This is a genomic window from Pseudomonas sp. BAV 4579 (assembly GCF_009765395.1).
GTDB classification, from domain to species: Bacteria; Pseudomonadota; Gammaproteobacteria; order Pseudomonadales; family Pseudomonadaceae; genus Chryseomonas; species Chryseomonas aestiva.
Genome location: NZ_WHOV01000081.1, coordinates 1 through 15,938, shown reverse-complemented (window position 1 = coordinate 15,938; position 15,938 = coordinate 1). Strand labels below are relative to the sequence as shown.

16 protein-coding genes are annotated in these 15,938 nt (G+C 65.4%); 5 read left to right on the top strand and 11 right to left on the bottom strand.

Features of this window, described 5'->3' with window-relative positions; genetic code table 11:
• The gene (gene secA / locus GSQ95_RS16255; RefSeq protein WP_158895678.1) at window positions 1–2,742 is read right to left on the bottom strand and encodes a preprotein translocase subunit SecA; all 2,742 of its coding nucleotides are present in this window, start codon (window positions 2,740–2,742) and stop codon (window positions 1–3) included.
• Between the two features lie 234 nt (window positions 2,743–2,976).
• On the opposite strand from secA, the gene GSQ95_RS16250 reads away from it, so the two are divergent.
• Entirely contained in the window at window positions 2,977–3,444 is a 468-nt protein-coding gene (locus tag GSQ95_RS16250; RefSeq protein ID WP_158895676.1) for a DUF721 domain-containing protein, read from the top strand.
• Here the strand turns inward: GSQ95_RS16250 and GSQ95_RS16245 are convergent.
• From GSQ95_RS16245 to GSQ95_RS16230, 4 genes are all read right to left on the bottom strand, one after another.
• Complete coding sequence (locus tag GSQ95_RS16245; protein WP_158895674.1) at window positions 3,441–3,620, bottom strand: hypothetical protein; 180 nt, start codon at window positions 3,618–3,620, stop codon at window positions 3,441–3,443. The genes GSQ95_RS16250 and GSQ95_RS16245 overlap by 4 nt on opposite strands.
• Window positions 3,621–3,835: 215 nt before the next feature.
• Window positions 3,836–4,828, bottom strand: coding sequence for a GTPase (gene yjiA / locus GSQ95_RS16240; protein WP_158895672.1), 993 nt, complete (start codon window positions 4,826–4,828; stop codon window positions 3,836–3,838).
• A 231-nt stretch (window positions 4,829–5,059) separates the two neighbouring features.
• Entirely contained in the window at window positions 5,060–5,263 is a 204-nt protein-coding gene (locus GSQ95_RS16235) for a YbdD/YjiX family protein (RefSeq protein WP_007162682.1), read from the bottom strand.
• Between the two features lie 12 nt (window positions 5,264–5,275).
• The gene (locus GSQ95_RS16230; protein WP_158895670.1) at window positions 5,276–7,333 is read right to left on the bottom strand and encodes a carbon starvation CstA family protein; all 2,058 of its coding nucleotides are present in this window, start codon (window positions 7,331–7,333) and stop codon (window positions 5,276–5,278) included.
• 165 nt (window positions 7,334–7,498) lie between these two features.
• Here GSQ95_RS16230 and GSQ95_RS16225 point away from each other — a divergent pair, with 165 nt between their 5' ends.
• From GSQ95_RS16225 to GSQ95_RS16215, 3 genes are all read left to right on the top strand, one after another.
• Window positions 7,499–8,872: a cache domain-containing protein gene (locus GSQ95_RS16225; protein WP_158895668.1), complete on the top strand. Its 1,374-nt coding sequence runs from the start codon at window positions 7,499–7,501 to the stop codon at window positions 8,870–8,872.
• Window positions 8,869–9,507 (top strand): response regulator transcription factor, encoded by a 639-nt coding sequence (locus GSQ95_RS16220; RefSeq protein WP_158895666.1) that lies wholly within the window; start codon window positions 8,869–8,871, stop codon window positions 9,505–9,507. The genes GSQ95_RS16225 and GSQ95_RS16220 overlap by 4 nt, the downstream gene beginning before the upstream one ends.
• Window positions 9,508–9,650: 143 nt before the next feature.
• Window positions 9,651–10,016, top strand: a complete 366-nt coding sequence (locus GSQ95_RS16215) for a PilZ domain-containing protein (protein ID WP_133862126.1) — start codon at window positions 9,651–9,653, stop codon at window positions 10,014–10,016.
• A gap of 248 nt (window positions 10,017–10,264) precedes the next feature.
• Here GSQ95_RS16215 and GSQ95_RS16210 read toward each other — a convergent pair whose 3' ends face one another.
• The 5 genes from GSQ95_RS16210 to GSQ95_RS16190 all read right to left on the bottom strand — a co-directional run bounded on the left by GSQ95_RS16210 (window position 10,265) and on the right by GSQ95_RS16190 (window position 13,494).
• A complete protein-coding gene (locus GSQ95_RS16210) occupies window positions 10,265–10,975 on the bottom strand; it encodes a copper resistance protein B (protein WP_158895664.1) in 711 nt (236 codons plus the stop codon).
• An 86-nt stretch (window positions 10,976–11,061) separates the two neighbouring features.
• Window positions 11,062–12,423, bottom strand: a complete 1,362-nt coding sequence (gene radA, locus GSQ95_RS16205) for a DNA repair protein RadA (protein WP_017639095.1) — start codon at window positions 12,421–12,423, stop codon at window positions 11,062–11,064.
• Between the two features lie 115 nt (window positions 12,424–12,538).
• On the bottom strand, window positions 12,539–12,808 hold the full coding sequence (locus GSQ95_RS16200; protein WP_158895662.1) for a hypothetical protein: 270 nt from the start codon (window positions 12,806–12,808) through the stop codon (window positions 12,539–12,541).
• Window positions 12,809–12,950: 142 nt separating this feature from the next.
• A complete protein-coding gene (locus GSQ95_RS16195; protein ID WP_158895660.1) occupies window positions 12,951–13,160 on the bottom strand; it encodes a hypothetical protein in 210 nt (69 codons plus the stop codon).
• A gap of 94 nt (window positions 13,161–13,254) precedes the next feature.
• A complete protein-coding gene (locus GSQ95_RS16190; protein ID WP_158895658.1) occupies window positions 13,255–13,494 on the bottom strand; it encodes a YdcH family protein in 240 nt (79 codons plus the stop codon).
• Between the two features lie 224 nt (window positions 13,495–13,718).
• Between GSQ95_RS16190 and mscL the strand changes: the two genes are divergently transcribed.
• A complete protein-coding gene (gene mscL, locus GSQ95_RS16185) occupies window positions 13,719–14,168 on the top strand; it encodes a large-conductance mechanosensitive channel protein MscL (protein ID WP_158895656.1) in 450 nt (149 codons plus the stop codon).
• 153 nt (window positions 14,169–14,321) lie between these two features.
• On the opposite strand, the gene GSQ95_RS16180 is transcribed toward mscL, so the two are convergent.
• Entirely contained in the window at window positions 14,322–15,875 is a 1,554-nt protein-coding gene (locus GSQ95_RS16180; protein WP_158895654.1) for a TerC family protein, read from the bottom strand.
• Between the last annotated feature and the right edge of the window lie 63 nt (window positions 15,876–15,938).

The window sequence follows — 15,938 nt, the reverse complement described above, 5'->3', positions numbered from 1 at the left end:
TCAGTCGAGCATGCCGTGGCACTGCTTGTACTTCTTGCCGGAGCCACAGGGGCACGGCTCGTTGCGACCGATCTTCTGGTCATTGCGCTGGGGCTGCAAGGGCACCACGGTGTCTTCGCCCTGCTCGTCCTCGAGCACCTCGGGGTCGACCAGCGAAGGGGCCTCGGCGTGCTGGAACTGCATGCGCTCGGCCAGGGCCTCGGCCTCGCGGCGCATGCGCTCCTCTTCCTCGGCCGGATCTTCCCGGCGTACCTGGACGTGGGACAGCACGCGGATGGTGTCGCGCTTTATGCTGTCCAGCAGTTCCTGGAACAGGTTGAAGGACTCGCGCTTGTATTCCTGCTTGGGATTCTTCTGGGCATAGCCGCGCAGATGGATGCCGTGGCGCAGGTGGTCCATGGTGGTGAGGTGATCCTTCCAGAGGTCGTCGACCACCCGCAGCAGCATCTGCTTCTCGAAGTTGCGCAGGGCCTCGCGACCGGCCATGTCTTCCTTTTCCAGGTAGGCCGCTTCGAGCTGTTCGAGGATCTTCACCCGCAGGGTGTCCTCGTACAGCTTGTCGTCCTCGTCCAGCCATTGGGCGATGGGCAGTTGCTGACCGAAGACGCTGTAGATCTCGGCTTCCAGGCCGGGAACGTCCCACTGCTCGGGCAGCGACTGCGGCGGGATGTGCTCGTTGATCACCTGGGTCAGGGTCTCCTCGCGGAAGCCCTTGATGGTGTCGCCGACGTCTTCGTTTTCCAGCAGGGTGTCGCGCATGTGATAGATCACCTTGCGCTGCTCGTTGGCCACGTCATCGTATTCCAGCAGCTGCTTGCGGATATCGAAGTTGCGGCCTTCGACCTTGCGCTGCGCCTTCTCGATGGCGTTGGTGACCATGCGGTGCTCGATGGCCTCGCCGCCCTGCATCCCTAAGGCCTTCATGAAGTTCTTCACCCGGTCGGAGGCGAAGATGCGCATCAGGCTGTCTTCCAGCGACAGGTAGAAGCGGCTGGAACCCGGATCGCCCTGGCGACCGGCACGGCCGCGCAGCTGGTTGTCGATCCGGCGGGATTCGTGGCGCTCGGAGGCGATCACGTGCAGGCCGCCGGCGTCGATGACCTGCTTGTGACGCGCCTGCCAGGCAGCCTTGATCGCGGCGATCTGCTCCTCGGTGGGATTCTCCAGGGCCGCGACTTCCACTTCCCAGTTGCCGCCGAGCAGGATGTCGGTACCGCGACCGGCCATGTTGGTGGCGATGGTCACGGCGCCCGGACGACCGGCCTGGGCGATGATCTCGGCTTCCCGTTCGTGGTACTTGGCGTTGAGCACCTTGTGCTCGATGCCGGCCTGGGTCAGCAGCTGGTCGACGTACTCGGAGCTCTCGATGGAGGCGGTACCCACCAGCACCGGACGGCCTTCGGCCTGGCACTGCTTCACGTCCTCGATGATGGCCTGGTACTTCTCGGCCTGGGTCAGATAGACCAGGTCGTTGAAGTCCTTACGGGCGATCTCGCGGTGGGTCGGGATGACCAGCACGTCGAGGTTGTAGATCTGGCGGAATTCGAAGGCCTCGGTGTCGGCGGTGCCGGTCATGCCACCGAGCTTGTTGTAGAGGCGGAAGTAGTTCTGGAAGGTGGTCGAGGCCAGGGTCTGGCTCTCGGGCTGGATCGGCAGTCCTTCCTTGGCCTCGATGGCCTGGTGCAGACCTTCGGAGAGGCGACGACCCGGCATGGTCCGGCCGGTGTGCTCGTCGATCAGCAGCACCTGGTCCTGCTGGACGATGTACTCGACGTTGCGATGGAACAGGGTGTGGGCGCGCAGGCCGGCGAACACGTGGGTCAGGAGGCCCAGGTTGTGCGCGGAGTAGAGGCTCTCACCCTCGGCCAGCAGACCGGTCTCGGTGAGCATCTCCTCGATGTACTGGTGACCCAGCTCGGTGATCTCCACCTGGCGGGTCTTTTCATCGATGGTGTAGTGGCCGACCTGGGTCGGATTGCCTTCCTCTTCCTCGATGTGCTGCTGCAGACGCGGGATCAGCAGGTTGATCTTCTGGTAGAGCTCGGAGCTGTCTTCGGCCTGGCCGGAGATGATCAGCGGGGTCCGGGCTTCGTCGATGAGGATGGAGTCCACCTCGTCGACCACCGCGAAGTTCAGCTCGCGCTGGTACTTCTCGGCCATGCTGAAGGCCATGTTGTCGCGCAGGTAGTCGAAGCCGAATTCGTTGTTGGTGCCGTAGGTGATGTCCGAGGCATAGGCGGCGCGTTTCTCTTCCGGCGGCTGGAACGGCAGGATGATGCCGACCGACAGGCCGAGGAATTCGTACAGCGGCCGCATCCAGTTGGCGTCGCGGCGGGCCAGGTAGTCGTTCACCGTGACCACGTGGACGCCCTTGCCGGACAGCGCGTTGAGATAGACCGGCAGGGTGCCCACCAGGGTCTTGCCCTCGCCGGTACGCATCTCGGCGATCTTGCCTTCGTGCAGCGCGGCGCCGCCGATCAACTGGACGTCGAAGTGGCGCATGCCCATGACCCGCTTGCCGGCCTCGCGGACCACGGCGAAGGCCTCGGGCATCAGCACGTCGAGGGACTCGCCCTGGGCGACGCGCTGCTTGAATTCCTCGGTCTTGGCGCGCAGTTGCTCGTCGCTCAGGGAGGCAATCTGGGATTCCAACGCATTGGTGGCCACCACGACCTTGCCTAGGCGCTTGACATCTCGTTCGTTCTTGCTTCCAAAGAATTTCTTCAACAAAGGCGCAAACATATCGACTGGAATTCTTCCGCTGGAATGAGGGGAGCGAAACGGGCGGCAAGGCCTCTGCAGAGCCTGGCCAGACGCCTGGGCGCGGGGGTTGAAACCCGCGGTGTCCCGCGATGGTAATCGGGCATTCTACTCGGAAATGCCGATGAGGAAAGAACGACGGCCCCCTGGCCGCCAGGACGCCAGAGCGATCTGTTACCATCGGCGTCTCCTCTTCGCCCATCGCGAGTCCTGCGCATGGCCTTTCGCCCCCTCTCCGCCGTCGCTCCCGCCGCCCTGCTGCGCCAGGCCAAACCGCTCAAGGCGCTGTTTCGCGAGGCCGAGCGGCTGGGCCGGCTGCAACAGGTGCTGGAAGAGCAGCTGCAACCCGCCGCCCGACCTCATTGCCGGGTGGCCAGCTGGCGCGAGGGCACGCTGTTGCTGGTGGTCAACGACGCCCACTGGGCGACGCGACTGCGCTACCAGCAGCCGCGCCTACTGCGCTTCTTGCAGAAGGCGCCGGAGTTCGCCGGGCTGACGCGCCTGCAGTTCAAGATGCAGCCGAACCCTGGCGTCGCCACCCGTGCCCGCCCGGTGCGCCAGGTCAGTCAGGTCGGCGCCGACAGCCTGCGCGACGTGGCCGCCGGCATCCGCGATCCCAAGCTCAAGGCGGCCCTGGAGCGACTGGCCAGTCGTACCGGCCAGGCCGCGGATAGCGACGTCTAGGGCCAGCCCACCAATAGCCGACCAGCGATACCGGCCAGACTGCCCATGACGACCAGGGCAATCCGCCGCCACCAGCGCCGTGCGCGCGTCTCCCGGTGCGGCAGCAGGTGATCGATCAGCAGCGCGCCCAGCAGGATCAGGCCGCCAGTGGCCAGGGCTTGCCATAGCAGGAACATGCAAAGAGTCCTCGGTGACGGATATTTCGTTCGGTGGCGCTACGCCTCGCCCGGCGCCATTGATCGGGTTCCCGCCACGCCGCCCCTCTGGGCCGACACCGCACTTAGGTATGGACGGAAGCCCGGATCGCTGAAGCCCGTATCGAAGGCGCCTTAGGGTTCTTCGCCCCACGGCGCTACCCGTCCTGATTCTGTTGCTGGTGACCCAGCCCGCTTCAGGCGCGCGCCACCGCCCGCTCGAAGGCGGCGCGGATGCGCTCTTCCGGCAGGTCCATGCCGATCAGCACCACGCGACTCTCGCGTTCCTCGTCGGCCAGCCAGTCACGCTCCCAGTCGGCGGCATAGATCTGCTGCACGCCCTGGAACAGCAGGCGGCGCTCCTCGCCGGCGATGTTGAGCAGGCCCTTGTAGCGCAGCAGGTCGCAGCCGAGGGTGTCGAGCAGCATCTCCATGACCTTGCCGATCTTGTCCTGGTCGTAGGGGCGCGACTCGCGGATGGCGATGGACTGGATGCGTTCGGTGAGACTGACCGCTTCCGACACCGGCCGCAGCGGCCGGAACAGCGTCGGTGGCGCCAGGTCCTCGTCGTGCAGGTTGAAGCCGCGGATGTCCAGCAACTCGGCCAGGTCGATGCGGCCATGGTCGACATGGCGGATCGGCGCGCGGCGGTTGATGCGCTGCAGGCGGTTCTCCAGCGCCTCGACGGCCGCCGGTTCGACCAGGTCGAGCTTGGTCAGCAGCAGGCGATCGGCGAAACCGATCTGCGCCTGCAGCAGCGGATCGCTCAGTTGCTCGCTGGCGTGGACGGCGTCCACCAGGGTCAGCACCCCGTCGAGCAGATAACGCTCGCGCAGGAGCTCGTCGGTAAAGAAGGTCTGGGCCACCGGACCGGGATCGGCCAGACCGGTGCACTCCACCACCAGCCGCTCGAAGTCCAGCTCACCACTGTCCAGCCGCTCCAGCAGCACGGTCAGGGCATAGGCCAGGTCCTTGCTGCCGGTGCAGCAGACGCAGCCGTTGGCGACCTTCATCAGCTGCACGGCGCCGGCGTCTTCGAGCAGTTCGCCGTCGACATCCAGGGCGCTGAATTCGTTTTCGATCACGGCGATCCTGAGGCCGTGCTCGGCCTGCAGGATGTACTTGAGCAGGGTGGTCTTGCCGGCACCGAGAAAGCCGGTCAGGACGGTGACGGGGATGGGTTCACGCATGGAAAACTCCAGACAGAAAGAGGCCGGGCATGGAGCCCGGCCTTGGAACCTGCTCACGATCTCGCGAGCTAGAGCCAAGCAAGGCCTGGGCGGCCCCGCGAAAAGGCCTGAGGAAGCAGATCGGACTCGCGCTCGAGTTTACGAGTGGTAAATGAGCATTCCGAAGGCCTTTTCAACGCCGTTTGGCCGACGCGCAGCAGATCATGAACAGGTTCCAATGGTGACCCTGGGTCAGCAGCAGCGGATGGCGCCCGACTTGCCGCCACCGTAGCGCGCTTCCTGGCGCTCGCGGAAGAAGGCTTCGTAGCTCATCACCGGCTGGTCCGGATGCTTGCCGCGCATGTGCTCGACATAGGTGTCGTAGTCGGGCATGCCCACCAGCATCTTGGCGGCCTGCCCCAGGTACTTACCCATGCGACCCAGGTCATTGAACATGAGGATTCTCCTTTAAACGCCCGTTGCCGGCTGGAAGGGGGTCTCGCGGTCGCTGCGCTCGGGCTTGGCCAGGGCGGCGCGACCGACCTTGATGGAAAAGAACAGGATGCTCATCACCACCACCAGGAACAGCACCGACAGGGTGGCGTTGGTGTAGGCGTTGAAGACGATGTGCTGCATCTGTTCCATGCTCTTGGCCGGGGCGATCACCTGCCCCTGGGCCATGGCGGTGCTGTACTTCTTGGCCAGGGCCAGGAAGCCGACCGCCGGATTCGAATCGAACAGCTTGATCAGGCTGGCGGTGGTGGTGCAGATCAGCAGCCACACCGCCGGCACTAGGGTGACCCAGACATAGCGCTGGCGCTTCATCTTGATCAGGACCACCGAGCCCAGCATCAGGGCGATACCGGCGAGCATCTGGTTGGAGATGCCGAACAGCGGCCAGAGGGTGTTGATGCCGCCCAGCGGATCGACCACGCCCTGATACAGCAGCCAGCCCCAGAGGGCCACGCAACCGGCGGTGCCGATGACGTTGGCGGTCCAGGAGTCGGTGCGCTTCAGGGACGGCACGAAGCTGCCCAGCAGATCCTGCAGCATGAAGCGTCCGGCGCGGGTGCCGGCATCTACTGCGGTGAGGATGAACAGCGCCTCGAACAGGATGGCGAAGTGGTACCAGAAGGCCATGGTGTTCTCGCCCGGCAGCACGTTGTGCATGATCTGGGCGATGCCCACCGCCAGGGTCGGAGCGCCACCGGCACGGGCCAGGATGGTGTGCTCGCCGATCTCGGCCGCGGTGGCCTGCAGCATCTCGGGCGTCACCACGAAGCCCCAGGTGCTGATCTTGGCGGCCACCGAGACCACATCGGCACCGACCACGGCAGCCGGGCTGTTCATGGCGAAGTAGACGCCCGGCTCGATCACCGAGGCGGCGACCATGGCCATGATGGCGACGAAGGATTCCATCAGCATGGCGCCGTAGCCGATGTAGCGGGCGTGGGTTTCCTTGGCGATCAGCTTGGGCGTGGTGCCCGAGCTGATCAGGGCGTGGAAGCCGGACACCGCGCCGCAGGCGATGGTGATGAACAGGAAGGGGAACAGGGTGCCCTTCCACACCGGACCGGTGCCGTCGACGAACTGGGTCAGGGCCGGCATCTTGAGCGTCGGCATGGTCACCAGGATGCCGATGGCCAGGGCGATGATGGTGCCGATCTTGAGGAAGGTGGACAGGTAGTCACGCGGCGCCAGCACCAGCCAGACCGGCAGCACCGCGGCGACGAAGCCGTAGCCGATCAGCATCCAGGTGATCTGCACACCGGTGAAGGTGAAGGCCGGACCCCACACCGGATCGGCGGCGACCACGCCACCGGCCCAGATGGAGGCCAGCAGCAGCACCACGCCCATCAGCGAGATCTCGCCGATGCGCCCGGGGCGGATGTATCTCATGTAGACGCCCATGAACATGGCGATCGGCAGGGTGGCGATCACCGTGAACATGCCCCAGGGGCTCTCGGCCAGGGCCTTGACCACGATCAGCGCCAACACCGCGAGGATGATGATCATGATCAGGAAGCAGCCGAACAGGGCGATGGTGCCGGGGATGCGCCCCATCTCCTCGCGCACCATGTCGCCCAGGGAGCGACCGTTGCGGCGGGTGGAGAGGAACAGCACCACGAAGTCCTGGACCGCGCCGGCGAAGACCACCCCGGCGATCAGCCAGAGGGTGCCGGGCAGATAGCCCATCTGGGCGGCGAGCACGGGACCGACCAGCGGACCGGCGCCGGCGATGGCGGCGAAGTGGTGGCCGAAGAGGATGTGCTTGTTGGTGGGGACGTAGTCCAGGCCATCGTTGTTGAGGACGGCAGGCGTGGCTCTTTTGGCGTCGAGCCCCATCACCTTGGTGGCGATGAACAGGCTGTAGTAGCGGTAGGCAACGAGGTAGATCGCCACGGCGGCGACCACGATCCAGAGGGCGTTGATCGCTTCGCCTCGACTCAGCGCCACGGTACCCAGCGCGAAGGCGCCCAGTACGGCAACGGCGAACCAGGCAAGATGGCTGGCCATTCGGGTCATGCTTGTTCTCCTGCCGCGCACCAGTGGCCGCGGCGATACTTGTTATTGTGAGAGCCCACAGCGGAGCCATATTACTATCGGCGGCTCGACGCGACAGCGAAATTCGCAGAACTACCCAAGGCCCGCTACGTAATTCTACGTAGCGGGCAGTCCGGACAGGTGCCGATGCAGCTCAAATACAAGATGGTTGCCCTCGGACTGCTGCCCCTGCTGCTGGCGGTGGCCGCGGTCTGCCTGGTGGTACTGGAACAGAGCCAGCGCCTGGGCGAGCAGCAGGCCCGGCTGCTCGAACACAGCATCCTCGGCAGCAAGAAGACCGAGTTGCGCAACTATGTGGAGATGGGCGTCAGCGCCATCCAGCCGCTGTACGGCAGCGGTCGCGACGACGAGGAGACCAAGGCCAAGGTACTGGCGCTGCTGGCCAGCCTGAACTTCGGCAGCGACGGCTATTTCTTCGTCTACGACCAGCATGGCCGCAATCTCATGCATCCACGCCAGCCCGAACTGGTCGGCCGGGATCTCTGGCAACTCACCGATGGCACCGGACTGCTGGTGATCCAGGCGCTGCTGCACAGTGCCCGCCAGGGCGATGGCTTCCAGCGCTATGGCTGGCAGAAGCCCTCCAGCGGCCAGATGGCGGAAAAGCTCGCCTACGTGACCCAGCTGCAACGCTGGGGCTGGGTGCTGGGCACCGGTCTCTACCTGGACGACGTGGACGCCGCCCTCGCCCAGGTCCGCCACGACGTGGCCGCCGGCATCCGCACCACCCTGCTGGCCAGCGCCGGGGTGGCCTTGGTGGCGGTGCTGCTGGTGTTCGCCGGCGGCCTGACGCTAAACGTCAGCGAGCACCGCCTGGCCGATCGCAAGCTCAAGCAGCTGACCCAGCGCCTCATCACGTCCCAGGAGGAGGAAAGGTCGCGGCTATCCCGCGAGTTGCACGACGGCATCAGCCAGCTGCTGGTGTCCATCAAGTTCCAGTTCGAACTGGCCAGCCGTGAACTCGGCGCGGGCAAGTCCAGCGCCGACGAGACCCTGCGCGAGGGCACCCAGCGCCTGGCCGCCGCCATCGGCGAGATCCGCCGCATTTCCCACGACCTGCACCCTTCCCTGCTGGACACCCTCGGCCTGCCTGCCGCACTCGGCCAGCTAGTGGAGGAATTCCGCCAGCGCAGCGGCCTGGACGTGGACTATCGACAGACCCTGGACGACAGTCCCGCCGGTGGCGACATGGACGTCGCCCTGTTTCGCATCGTCCAGGAGGCCCTGACCAACATCGAGCGCCACGCCGCGGCCCGGCGCGTGGTCATCGACCTGCAACGCCGCGGTCGCTGGATCTGCCTGACCGTGCACGACGACGGCCGCGGCTTCGATACCGGCCAGGTGGAGCGCCTCAGTGGCGGCATCGGCCTGCGCAACATCCGCGAGCGGGTGGAACTGTTCGGGGGTCGCTGCGCCATCCAGTCCGGACCCGGCGGCACGACCCTCGACGTGGTTCTGCTACGCTCGGACCTCCCGGCCGACGAGGAAAGCCCGACATGACGCCCATCCGCATCCTCCTGGTCGACGACCATGCCCTGGTCCGCGCCGGCGTGCGGGCGCTGCTGGGCACCATCGAGCGCTTTGTCGTGGTCGGTGAGGCCGGTAGCGGCGCGGAAGCCCTCGACCTGCTGGCGCGCCTCGATCCGGACATCCTGCTGGTGGACATCGGCCTCAAGGACATCAACGGCCTGGAGCTGACCGCCCTGATCGCCGAGCGCGCACCCCGCGCCCGGGTACTGATCCTGAGCATGTACGACAATCGCGAGTACGTGAGCACCTCGCTGCGGGTCGGCGCGGCCGGCTATGTACTCAAGGATGCACCCTCGGAGGAGATCATCGCCGCGGTGGAAGCCCTGGCGGTCGGCGGGCGTTTCTACAGCAGTGCCATCGCCGCCCGCCTGGGCGAAGGGGGCGCCAGCGAGGGCGACCTCACGCCGCGGGAACGCCAGGTGCTGCTGCTGATGGCCCAGGGCCTCAACAACAAGACCATGGCCCAGCAACTGGGGCTCAGCGTGCGCACGGTTGAGACCCATCGCCTGAGCATCCGCCGCAAGCTGGACATCCAGAAGCCGGCCGACCTGGTCCGCCATGCGCGCGAGTACGGCTGGCGCCCCGAGGGCACGTCCGGCGTCTGACCAAGGCCACTGCTCGCACCCTGGCGACCAATGAGCCTCTCGTTGTGGCTCTGCTGGCCGCAGCCGGCTACCCTTCCAGGCGCAGTCGATACGGGACGACCACGGTCGTCTACAGTGATCAGGAAACCTCCGGAAGCCTTTCCATGAACGACACCAACGAGCGTCGCCGCTTTACCCGCTTCACCTTCGATGCCCCTGCGCAGTTGCACCAGGGTGAGCACCAGTGGGCAGCGCCCGTGGACGATATCTCGCTCAAGGGCGTGCTGCTGGCGCGGCCCGCCGACTGGTCGGCCCAGCCAAGCGCCACCTATGAACTGCGCATCCTGCTGAACGACGAGGCCCAGGTGACCATGGGCGTGGAGCTGGTGCGGGAAACCCCCGAGCAGCTGGCCTTCGCCTGCCGCCAGATCGATTTGGATTCCATCAGCCACCTGCGCCGCCTGGTGGAGCTGAACCTGGGCGACGAGACCCTGCTGGAGCGCGAGCTGGCGGCACTGGGCACGCCCTAGGTCATTAGATACTGTTTTTTTATCGCGGCCATGCCGGTGCGCCGTAGCGACCGCTCCTACGAAGCATCACACCTCTGTAGGAGCGGCCCATGGCCGCGATGCGCCGGACGCCATAACGGCAGCCCGTGACATGGCGAGCGAAAAGAGTCGTGCGTAGCCCCGGCTAATGGTGGGGCCTGGACTGTACGACGTAGCGTTGTCCAGTAGGGCGCCATGCCTCCGGCTGGGGCTATCGACTCCCTCGCTCCTCAAAACTCCAGATGCAGACCCACCACCAGGCGCGCGTCGTGGGTGTCTTCGCCCTCTTCCCGCGCCATGGCGGCGGTATTGCCGTGGGTGGCGTTCCAGGACACCCCGACATAGGGCGCGACCTCCGGGGTCACCTGGTATCTCAGGCGCAAGCCCGCCTCGCTTTCGGCAAAGCCGGCGCCCTGGCCGCGGGACTCGTCGTTGCGACCGTAGAAGTTGAGCTCGGTATGGGGCTGGAGGATCAGCCGCTGGGTCAGGGCCCAGTCGTATTCGGCTTCCAGGCGCAGGGCGGTCTGGCTGTTCTCGCCGAAGAAGGCGGTGATCTCGATGTCGAGATCCTCGGGATCGTGCTCCTGGATGCCCAGGGCCGCCCAGGTCTGTGGCGAGCCGGGTTTGAAATCCTGGCGAATGCCGGCCACGCTGCCCCAGCCCTTGGCCAGGCTGTGTCCCCAGAGCGCCTGCACCTCGGCCTGCTCGGTGTGGCCATTGGTACGCTCGCCCTGGCTGCGGAAATCCAGGCGATTGGCGCCGCCGCCCAGGGCCCAGCCTTCCAGATCCCAGTTGAAGACGCTGCCTTCGTCGGCATGCTGCCATTCCAGCTGATCCACCTCCAGACTGGCCGGGGCGGAGCTGCTGGGATCGGCGGCCTGGACCAGGGCACTGGTGGCAAGGCCGGCAAGGAACAGGGAAAGCGGGAGCAGACGAGGCATGACGGGTATCCGGGTTCGTGGAAGCGCCCGATAGACCACCCTGCCCCGCCGAGAGTTTTAAAAAATATTACAAATGCTGCCCAAGGCTATTCGAAGAGCGCATCCAGCGCCTGCTCGAGGCGGGTCACGGCGACTACCTGCAGACCGGGCGGCGGATCCTTGGGAGCATTGCCCTTGGGTACGATGGCACGCTTGAAGCCGTGCTTGGCGGCTTCCTTGAGGCGCTCCTGGCCACTGGGCACCGGGCGGATCTCGCCGGACAGGCCGATCTCGCCGAACACCAGCAGGTCGTGCGGCAGGGCGCGGTCTCTCAGGCTGGAGATCACCGCCGACATCAGCGCCAGATCCACCGCCGTCTCCAGCACCTTGACCCCGCCGACCACGTTGATGAAGACGTCCTGGTCGTAGGTGGGAATGCTGCCGTGGCGATGCAGCACCGCCAGCAGCATGGCCAGGCGATTCTGGTCGAGGCCCACGGTGACCCGGCGCGGATTGGCCAGGTGACTGGTGTCCACCAGCGCCTGCACCTCCACCAGCATCGGCCGCGAGCCCTCCCAGGTCGCCATGACCACGCTGCCGGCCACCGCCTCCTGGGCACGATTGAGAAAGATCGCCGAGGGGTTGGAGACCTCCTTGAGGCCCTTGTCGGTCATGCCGAACACGCCCAGTTCGTTGACCGCGCCGAAGCGGTTCTTGACCGCTCGCAGCATGCGCAGACGGCCGTCGGACTCGCCCTCGAAATAGAGCACGGTGTCGACCATGTGCTCGAGCACCCGCGGTCCGGCCAGGGCGCCTTCCTTGGTGACGTGGCCGACCAGGAAGATGGCGGTGCCGGTCTGCTTGGCGAATCTCACCAGCAGCGCCGCGCTCTCGCGTACCTGGGCCACGCCGCCGGGAGCGGACTGCAGCTGTTCGGTGAAGATGGTCTGGATGGAGTCGATCACCATGACCCGCGGCTTTTCCTGGCGGGCGGTGGCGACGATGGTCTCGATGCAGGTCTCGGTCATGACCTTGAGCTTGTCTTCTGGCAACCCCAGGCGGCGGGCGCGCATGGCTACCTGCTGCTGGGATTCCTCGCCAGTGACATAGAGCGCCGGCATGCGCGCGGCCAGGTGGCAGAGGGTCTGCAGCAGGATGGTGGACTTGCCGATGCCGGGATCGCCGCCGATCAGCACCACGGAGCCATCCACCAGGCCGCCACCCAGCACCCGGTCGAGTTCGGTGGAGTCGGTGGTGAAGCGCGGGGTCTCCTCGACGCTGACCTCGGCCAGGGTCTTGATGGTCGCCTGCGCCCCGGCCCAGCCGGCACGACCGGAAGGCACGGCGGAGGTCTCGACGACGGTTTCCACCAGGGTGTTCCAGGCACCGCACTCGCCGCACTGGCCCGCCCACTTGGGAAAGGTGGCGCCGCATTCGGTGCAGCCGTAGAGACGCTTGGCCTTGGCCATGGCGGAATTCTCCAGTCGAGAAGGGAAGATTCCCAGCATATCACGACTGGATGAATAGACAGTAAAAAGGCGCGATCCCGGGGGAGCGCGCCTCTCTCAAAAGCGGGCTTGAGCCTTAGTTGCCCTCGCCACCCGGCTGACGCAGCATGGTCAGGGCTTGGTTGGCCTGGGCGATGCACTTCTTCTCGTCGCCGGCCTTCTGTGCCTCCATGGCGCTATTGCGGAAACCGGCGATCTGCTGGGCCTGGGAACTGCCCGGGCCGATCATGTTGGTCTTCATCTTGCTGGCATCGTCCAGCTTCTGCAGCTGAACCGCGCACAGATCCTTGGCGAATACGGGTGCAGCGGCAAACATCATCAGGGCGATCAGGGCGGTACGCTTCATGGGGACATCCTCGTTGGGAGGGCCAGGTAGGCCGGATAAACCTCGCTCACCCCGCGAAAGTAGCCTGGGGTAACCCATTGACCGCCAGGTACCGCCGGTCGTTCAGCGCCTGGTCATCAGTGTCTGCCGCGAGATTCTGACGCTAGTGCTTGAGCGTCGACACCATCTCCGCGTCGCCCCGTAGCCAGACCGGCAATGCCTGCTGCCAGCGCTGCTGTTCAAGTAGTTGCAGGTCGGCCAACAACCGACTGTATTCAGCGAATTCAAACTGCACGCGACGGCGCTGAGCTTCTACGGCCGCCTCGGTGATCCACAGATGCCACTGCTGGTACATCGCCACTTCGTCGGTCATCGGCTCCTCTCCTGGGAGGCCATGATGGCAACGCCAGCGGCTCTTGCCAATCGCACCAGGTAGGGCTCGACGCTGCTGGTCGAGCCCGGCACGGCTAGGACGGGTATTTCAGCTGCTGAGCGATCTTGTCCTTGAGCAGGACCCGTTCGCGGCGCAGGCGACCCAGTTCTTCGTCACCACTGGATTCTTCCACTTCTTCCAGATCGAGGATCTGCTGGTCGAGCTTGGCGTAGTCTTCCAGCAGTTTGGCAAAGGCCGCATCGGTCCGGGGCCGGCTGTCCAGCTGCTCGGCATACTCGGGAAAGTCTTTGTGCAGGTCGTGTTTGGCAACCATCAGGGGCTCCTTGGGGCGAGAAGTGGAGGTCGCGAGGGTTGCAGCCCTCAACGTAAGGGGTGGACCCGGCCCTTTCGACAAAGTGCGACAGCCACGACCAGTTGCCGATTTCGCGGCGATTTGCCGCTGCCAGGGAACCTCCGGACCGCTCGCAGGGTTCCAAACCCGAGCGAAGCGAGCACAATCGTCTATCGTCTCTTCGAAACCATCCAAAGGAGTGCAGCATGAGCATCATCGCCGAGTTCAAGAAATTCGCCATGAGAGGCAACGTGGTCGATCTGGCGGTCGGCATCATCCTGGGCGCGGCTTTCGGCAAGATCGTGTCGTCCTTCGTGGCCGACATCATCACGCCGCCGCTGGGCCTGTTGCTGGGGGGCGTGGATTTCTCGCAACTGGCGATCACCCTGAGGGCCGCCGTGGGTGACCAGCCGGCCGTGGTCATGTCCTACGGCAAGTTCCTGCAGACCATCTTCGACTTCGTGATCATCGCCTTCGCCATCTTCATGGCGATCAAGGTGCTCAACCGCCTGCGTCTGCATCAGGAGGCCGCCCCGTCCGGTCCGACCAAGGATCAGGTGCTGCTGACCGAGATCCGTGACCTGCTGAAGGAGCAGAACAGCCAGGCGACGGTGGCCCCCGTGGTGAAGCAGGAACCGCCGGTCAACCCGCTGTAAGCCTTTCAAAGGCGGCTGTGCGTCGGCCAACCTGCGTTGAAAATGGCTTCGGAATGCTCATTTATGACTTGTAAACTCCGCTTCCTCAGCCATTTTCGCCTTGCTTGACTCTAGCTCGCAGCCTTTGAACAGGCTTACACAACGCCCGCCTCGCTAGGAGGCGGGTCGCTCCAGGCGGATCCAGCCGATCCGCCGATCCTTGACCGACTCCACCGTCAGCTGCCAGCCCTGATATTCCAGGCGATCGCCGGCCACCGGCAGGCGCCCCAGCAGGTCCACCACCAGGCCGCCGAGGGTCTGGTAGTCCTCGTTTGCGGCGATCTGGAAGCCGGTGCGCTGCGCCAGGGGATGCAGCGTCAGGCCACCGCTGGCGCGATAGCCGTTTTCCACCTTTTCCAGCTCCGGCAGGCTGTCCTCGCTGGCATCCGGCAGTTCGCCAGCGATGGCCTCAAGGATGTCGGTCAGGGTCAGCAGGCCTTCGAAGCCGCCGAACTCGTTGACCACAAAGGCCACGTGGGTCGAGGCCGCACGCAGTTGCTCCAGGGCGCTGAGCACCGAGGCCTGGGCCGGCAGATGGATGGGTGTACGTACGCGATTGCGCAGGTCCGGGGTCTGCCCCTGGAGGATGTCGGTGAACAACTCCTTCTTGTGCACGTAGCCCAGGGGTTCGTCGATGTTGCCGTTGACCACCAGCGGCAGGCGCGAGTGGGCCGAGGCCAGCAACTGCTCGCGCAGTCGCTCCGGGGCGGCGTCGGCATCGAGGATGTCGACGTCGGCGCGAGCGGTCATCACCGTGCGCACCGGGCGCTCGCCCAGTTGCAGCACGCCACTGATCATCAGCCGCTCGCGGCGATCGAAGATCGGGCCTTCGCCCTTCTCGCCGTCCATCAACTCGGCGATGTCCTCGTCCACCTCGTCTTCACGCAGGCGACCGCCCAGCAGGCGCAGCACGGCCTGGGAGGTCCGCTCGCGCATGCCGAGGCGCTCGTGCAACTGGCGCTTGCGCTTCCAGCGCACCACCTGGTTGGCCAACTCGATGAGGATCGAGAAGCCGATGGCGGCATAGAGATAGCCCTTGGGAATGTGGAAGCCCAGGCCTTCGGCGGTCAGACTCAGACCGATCATCATCAGGAAGCCCAGGCACAGCATGATCACCGTGGGGTGGGCGTTGACGAAGGCGGTCAGCGGCTTGCTCGCCACCAGCATCAGGCCGATGGAGATGATCACGGCGATCATCATCACGCTCAGGTGCTCGACCATGCCCACGGCGGTGATGACGGCGTCCAGCGAGAACACGGCGTCGAGCACCACGATCTGCGCGACCACCGGCCAGAAGGCCGCGTAGGCGCGATTGCCCCCGGTCTTGTGGGTATGGCCCTCGATGCGTTCGTGCAACTCGGTGGTGGCCTTGAACAGCAGGAAGATACCGCCGAACAGCATGATGAGGTCACGGCCGGAGAAGGCCTTGCCGAAGACCTCAAACAGCGGTTCGGTGAGGGTCACCATCCAGGAGATGCTGGCCAAGAGGCCCAGGCGCATGATCAGCGCCAGCGACAGGCCGATCACCCGCGCCTTGTCACGCTGCGCGGGCGGCAGCTTGTCGGCGAGGATGGCGATGAAGACCAGGTTGTCGATGCCCAGGACGATTTCCAGGACGATCAGGGTGAGCAGTCCCAACCAGGCGGTGGGATCGGCGATCCATTCCATCAGCAGCGGACCTCCGTCTGAAGGGGCCGAACGGCCACGGAGGGGATAAGGCCTGTCTCTTAT

What these genes read in the sequence shown, in the direction of transcription:
- secA (WP_158895678.1), bottom strand. Translation starts at nt 2,742, where the DNA reads ATGTTTGCGCCTTTGTTGAAGAAATTCTTTGGAAGCAAGAACGAACGA.
- GSQ95_RS16250 (WP_158895676.1), top strand. Translation starts at nt 2,977, where the DNA reads ATGGCCTTTCGCCCCCTCTCCGCCGTCGCTCCCGCCGCCCTGCTGCGC.
- GSQ95_RS16245 (WP_158895674.1), bottom strand. Translation starts at nt 3,620, where the DNA reads ATGTTCCTGCTATGGCAAGCCCTGGCCACTGGCGGCCTGATCCTGCTG.
- yjiA (WP_158895672.1), bottom strand. Translation starts at nt 4,828, where the DNA reads ATGCGTGAACCCATCCCCGTCACCGTCCTGACCGGCTTTCTCGGTGCC.
- GSQ95_RS16235 (WP_007162682.1), bottom strand. Translation starts at nt 5,263, where the DNA reads ATGTTCAATGACCTGGGTCGCATGGGTAAGTACCTGGGGCAGGCCGCC.
- GSQ95_RS16230 (WP_158895670.1), bottom strand. Translation starts at nt 7,333, where the DNA reads ATGACCCGAATGGCCAGCCATCTTGCCTGGTTCGCCGTTGCCGTACTG.
- GSQ95_RS16225 (WP_158895668.1), top strand. Translation starts at nt 7,499, where the DNA reads ATGCAGCTCAAATACAAGATGGTTGCCCTCGGACTGCTGCCCCTGCTG.
- GSQ95_RS16220 (WP_158895666.1), top strand. Translation starts at nt 8,869, where the DNA reads ATGACGCCCATCCGCATCCTCCTGGTCGACGACCATGCCCTGGTCCGC.
- GSQ95_RS16215 (WP_133862126.1), top strand. Translation starts at nt 9,651, where the DNA reads ATGAACGACACCAACGAGCGTCGCCGCTTTACCCGCTTCACCTTCGAT.
- GSQ95_RS16210 (WP_158895664.1), bottom strand. Translation starts at nt 10,975, where the DNA reads ATGCCTCGTCTGCTCCCGCTTTCCCTGTTCCTTGCCGGCCTTGCCACC.
- radA (WP_017639095.1), bottom strand. Translation starts at nt 12,423, where the DNA reads ATGGCCAAGGCCAAGCGTCTCTACGGCTGCACCGAATGCGGCGCCACC.
- GSQ95_RS16200 (WP_158895662.1), bottom strand. Translation starts at nt 12,808, where the DNA reads ATGAAGCGTACCGCCCTGATCGCCCTGATGATGTTTGCCGCTGCACCC.
- GSQ95_RS16195 (WP_158895660.1), bottom strand. Translation starts at nt 13,160, where the DNA reads ATGACCGACGAAGTGGCGATGTACCAGCAGTGGCATCTGTGGATCACC.
- GSQ95_RS16190 (WP_158895658.1), bottom strand. Translation starts at nt 13,494, where the DNA reads ATGGTTGCCAAACACGACCTGCACAAAGACTTTCCCGAGTATGCCGAG.
- mscL (WP_158895656.1), top strand. Translation starts at nt 13,719, where the DNA reads ATGAGCATCATCGCCGAGTTCAAGAAATTCGCCATGAGAGGCAACGTG.
- GSQ95_RS16180 (WP_158895654.1), bottom strand. Translation starts at nt 15,875, where the DNA reads ATGGAATGGATCGCCGATCCCACCGCCTGGTTGGGACTGCTCACCCTG.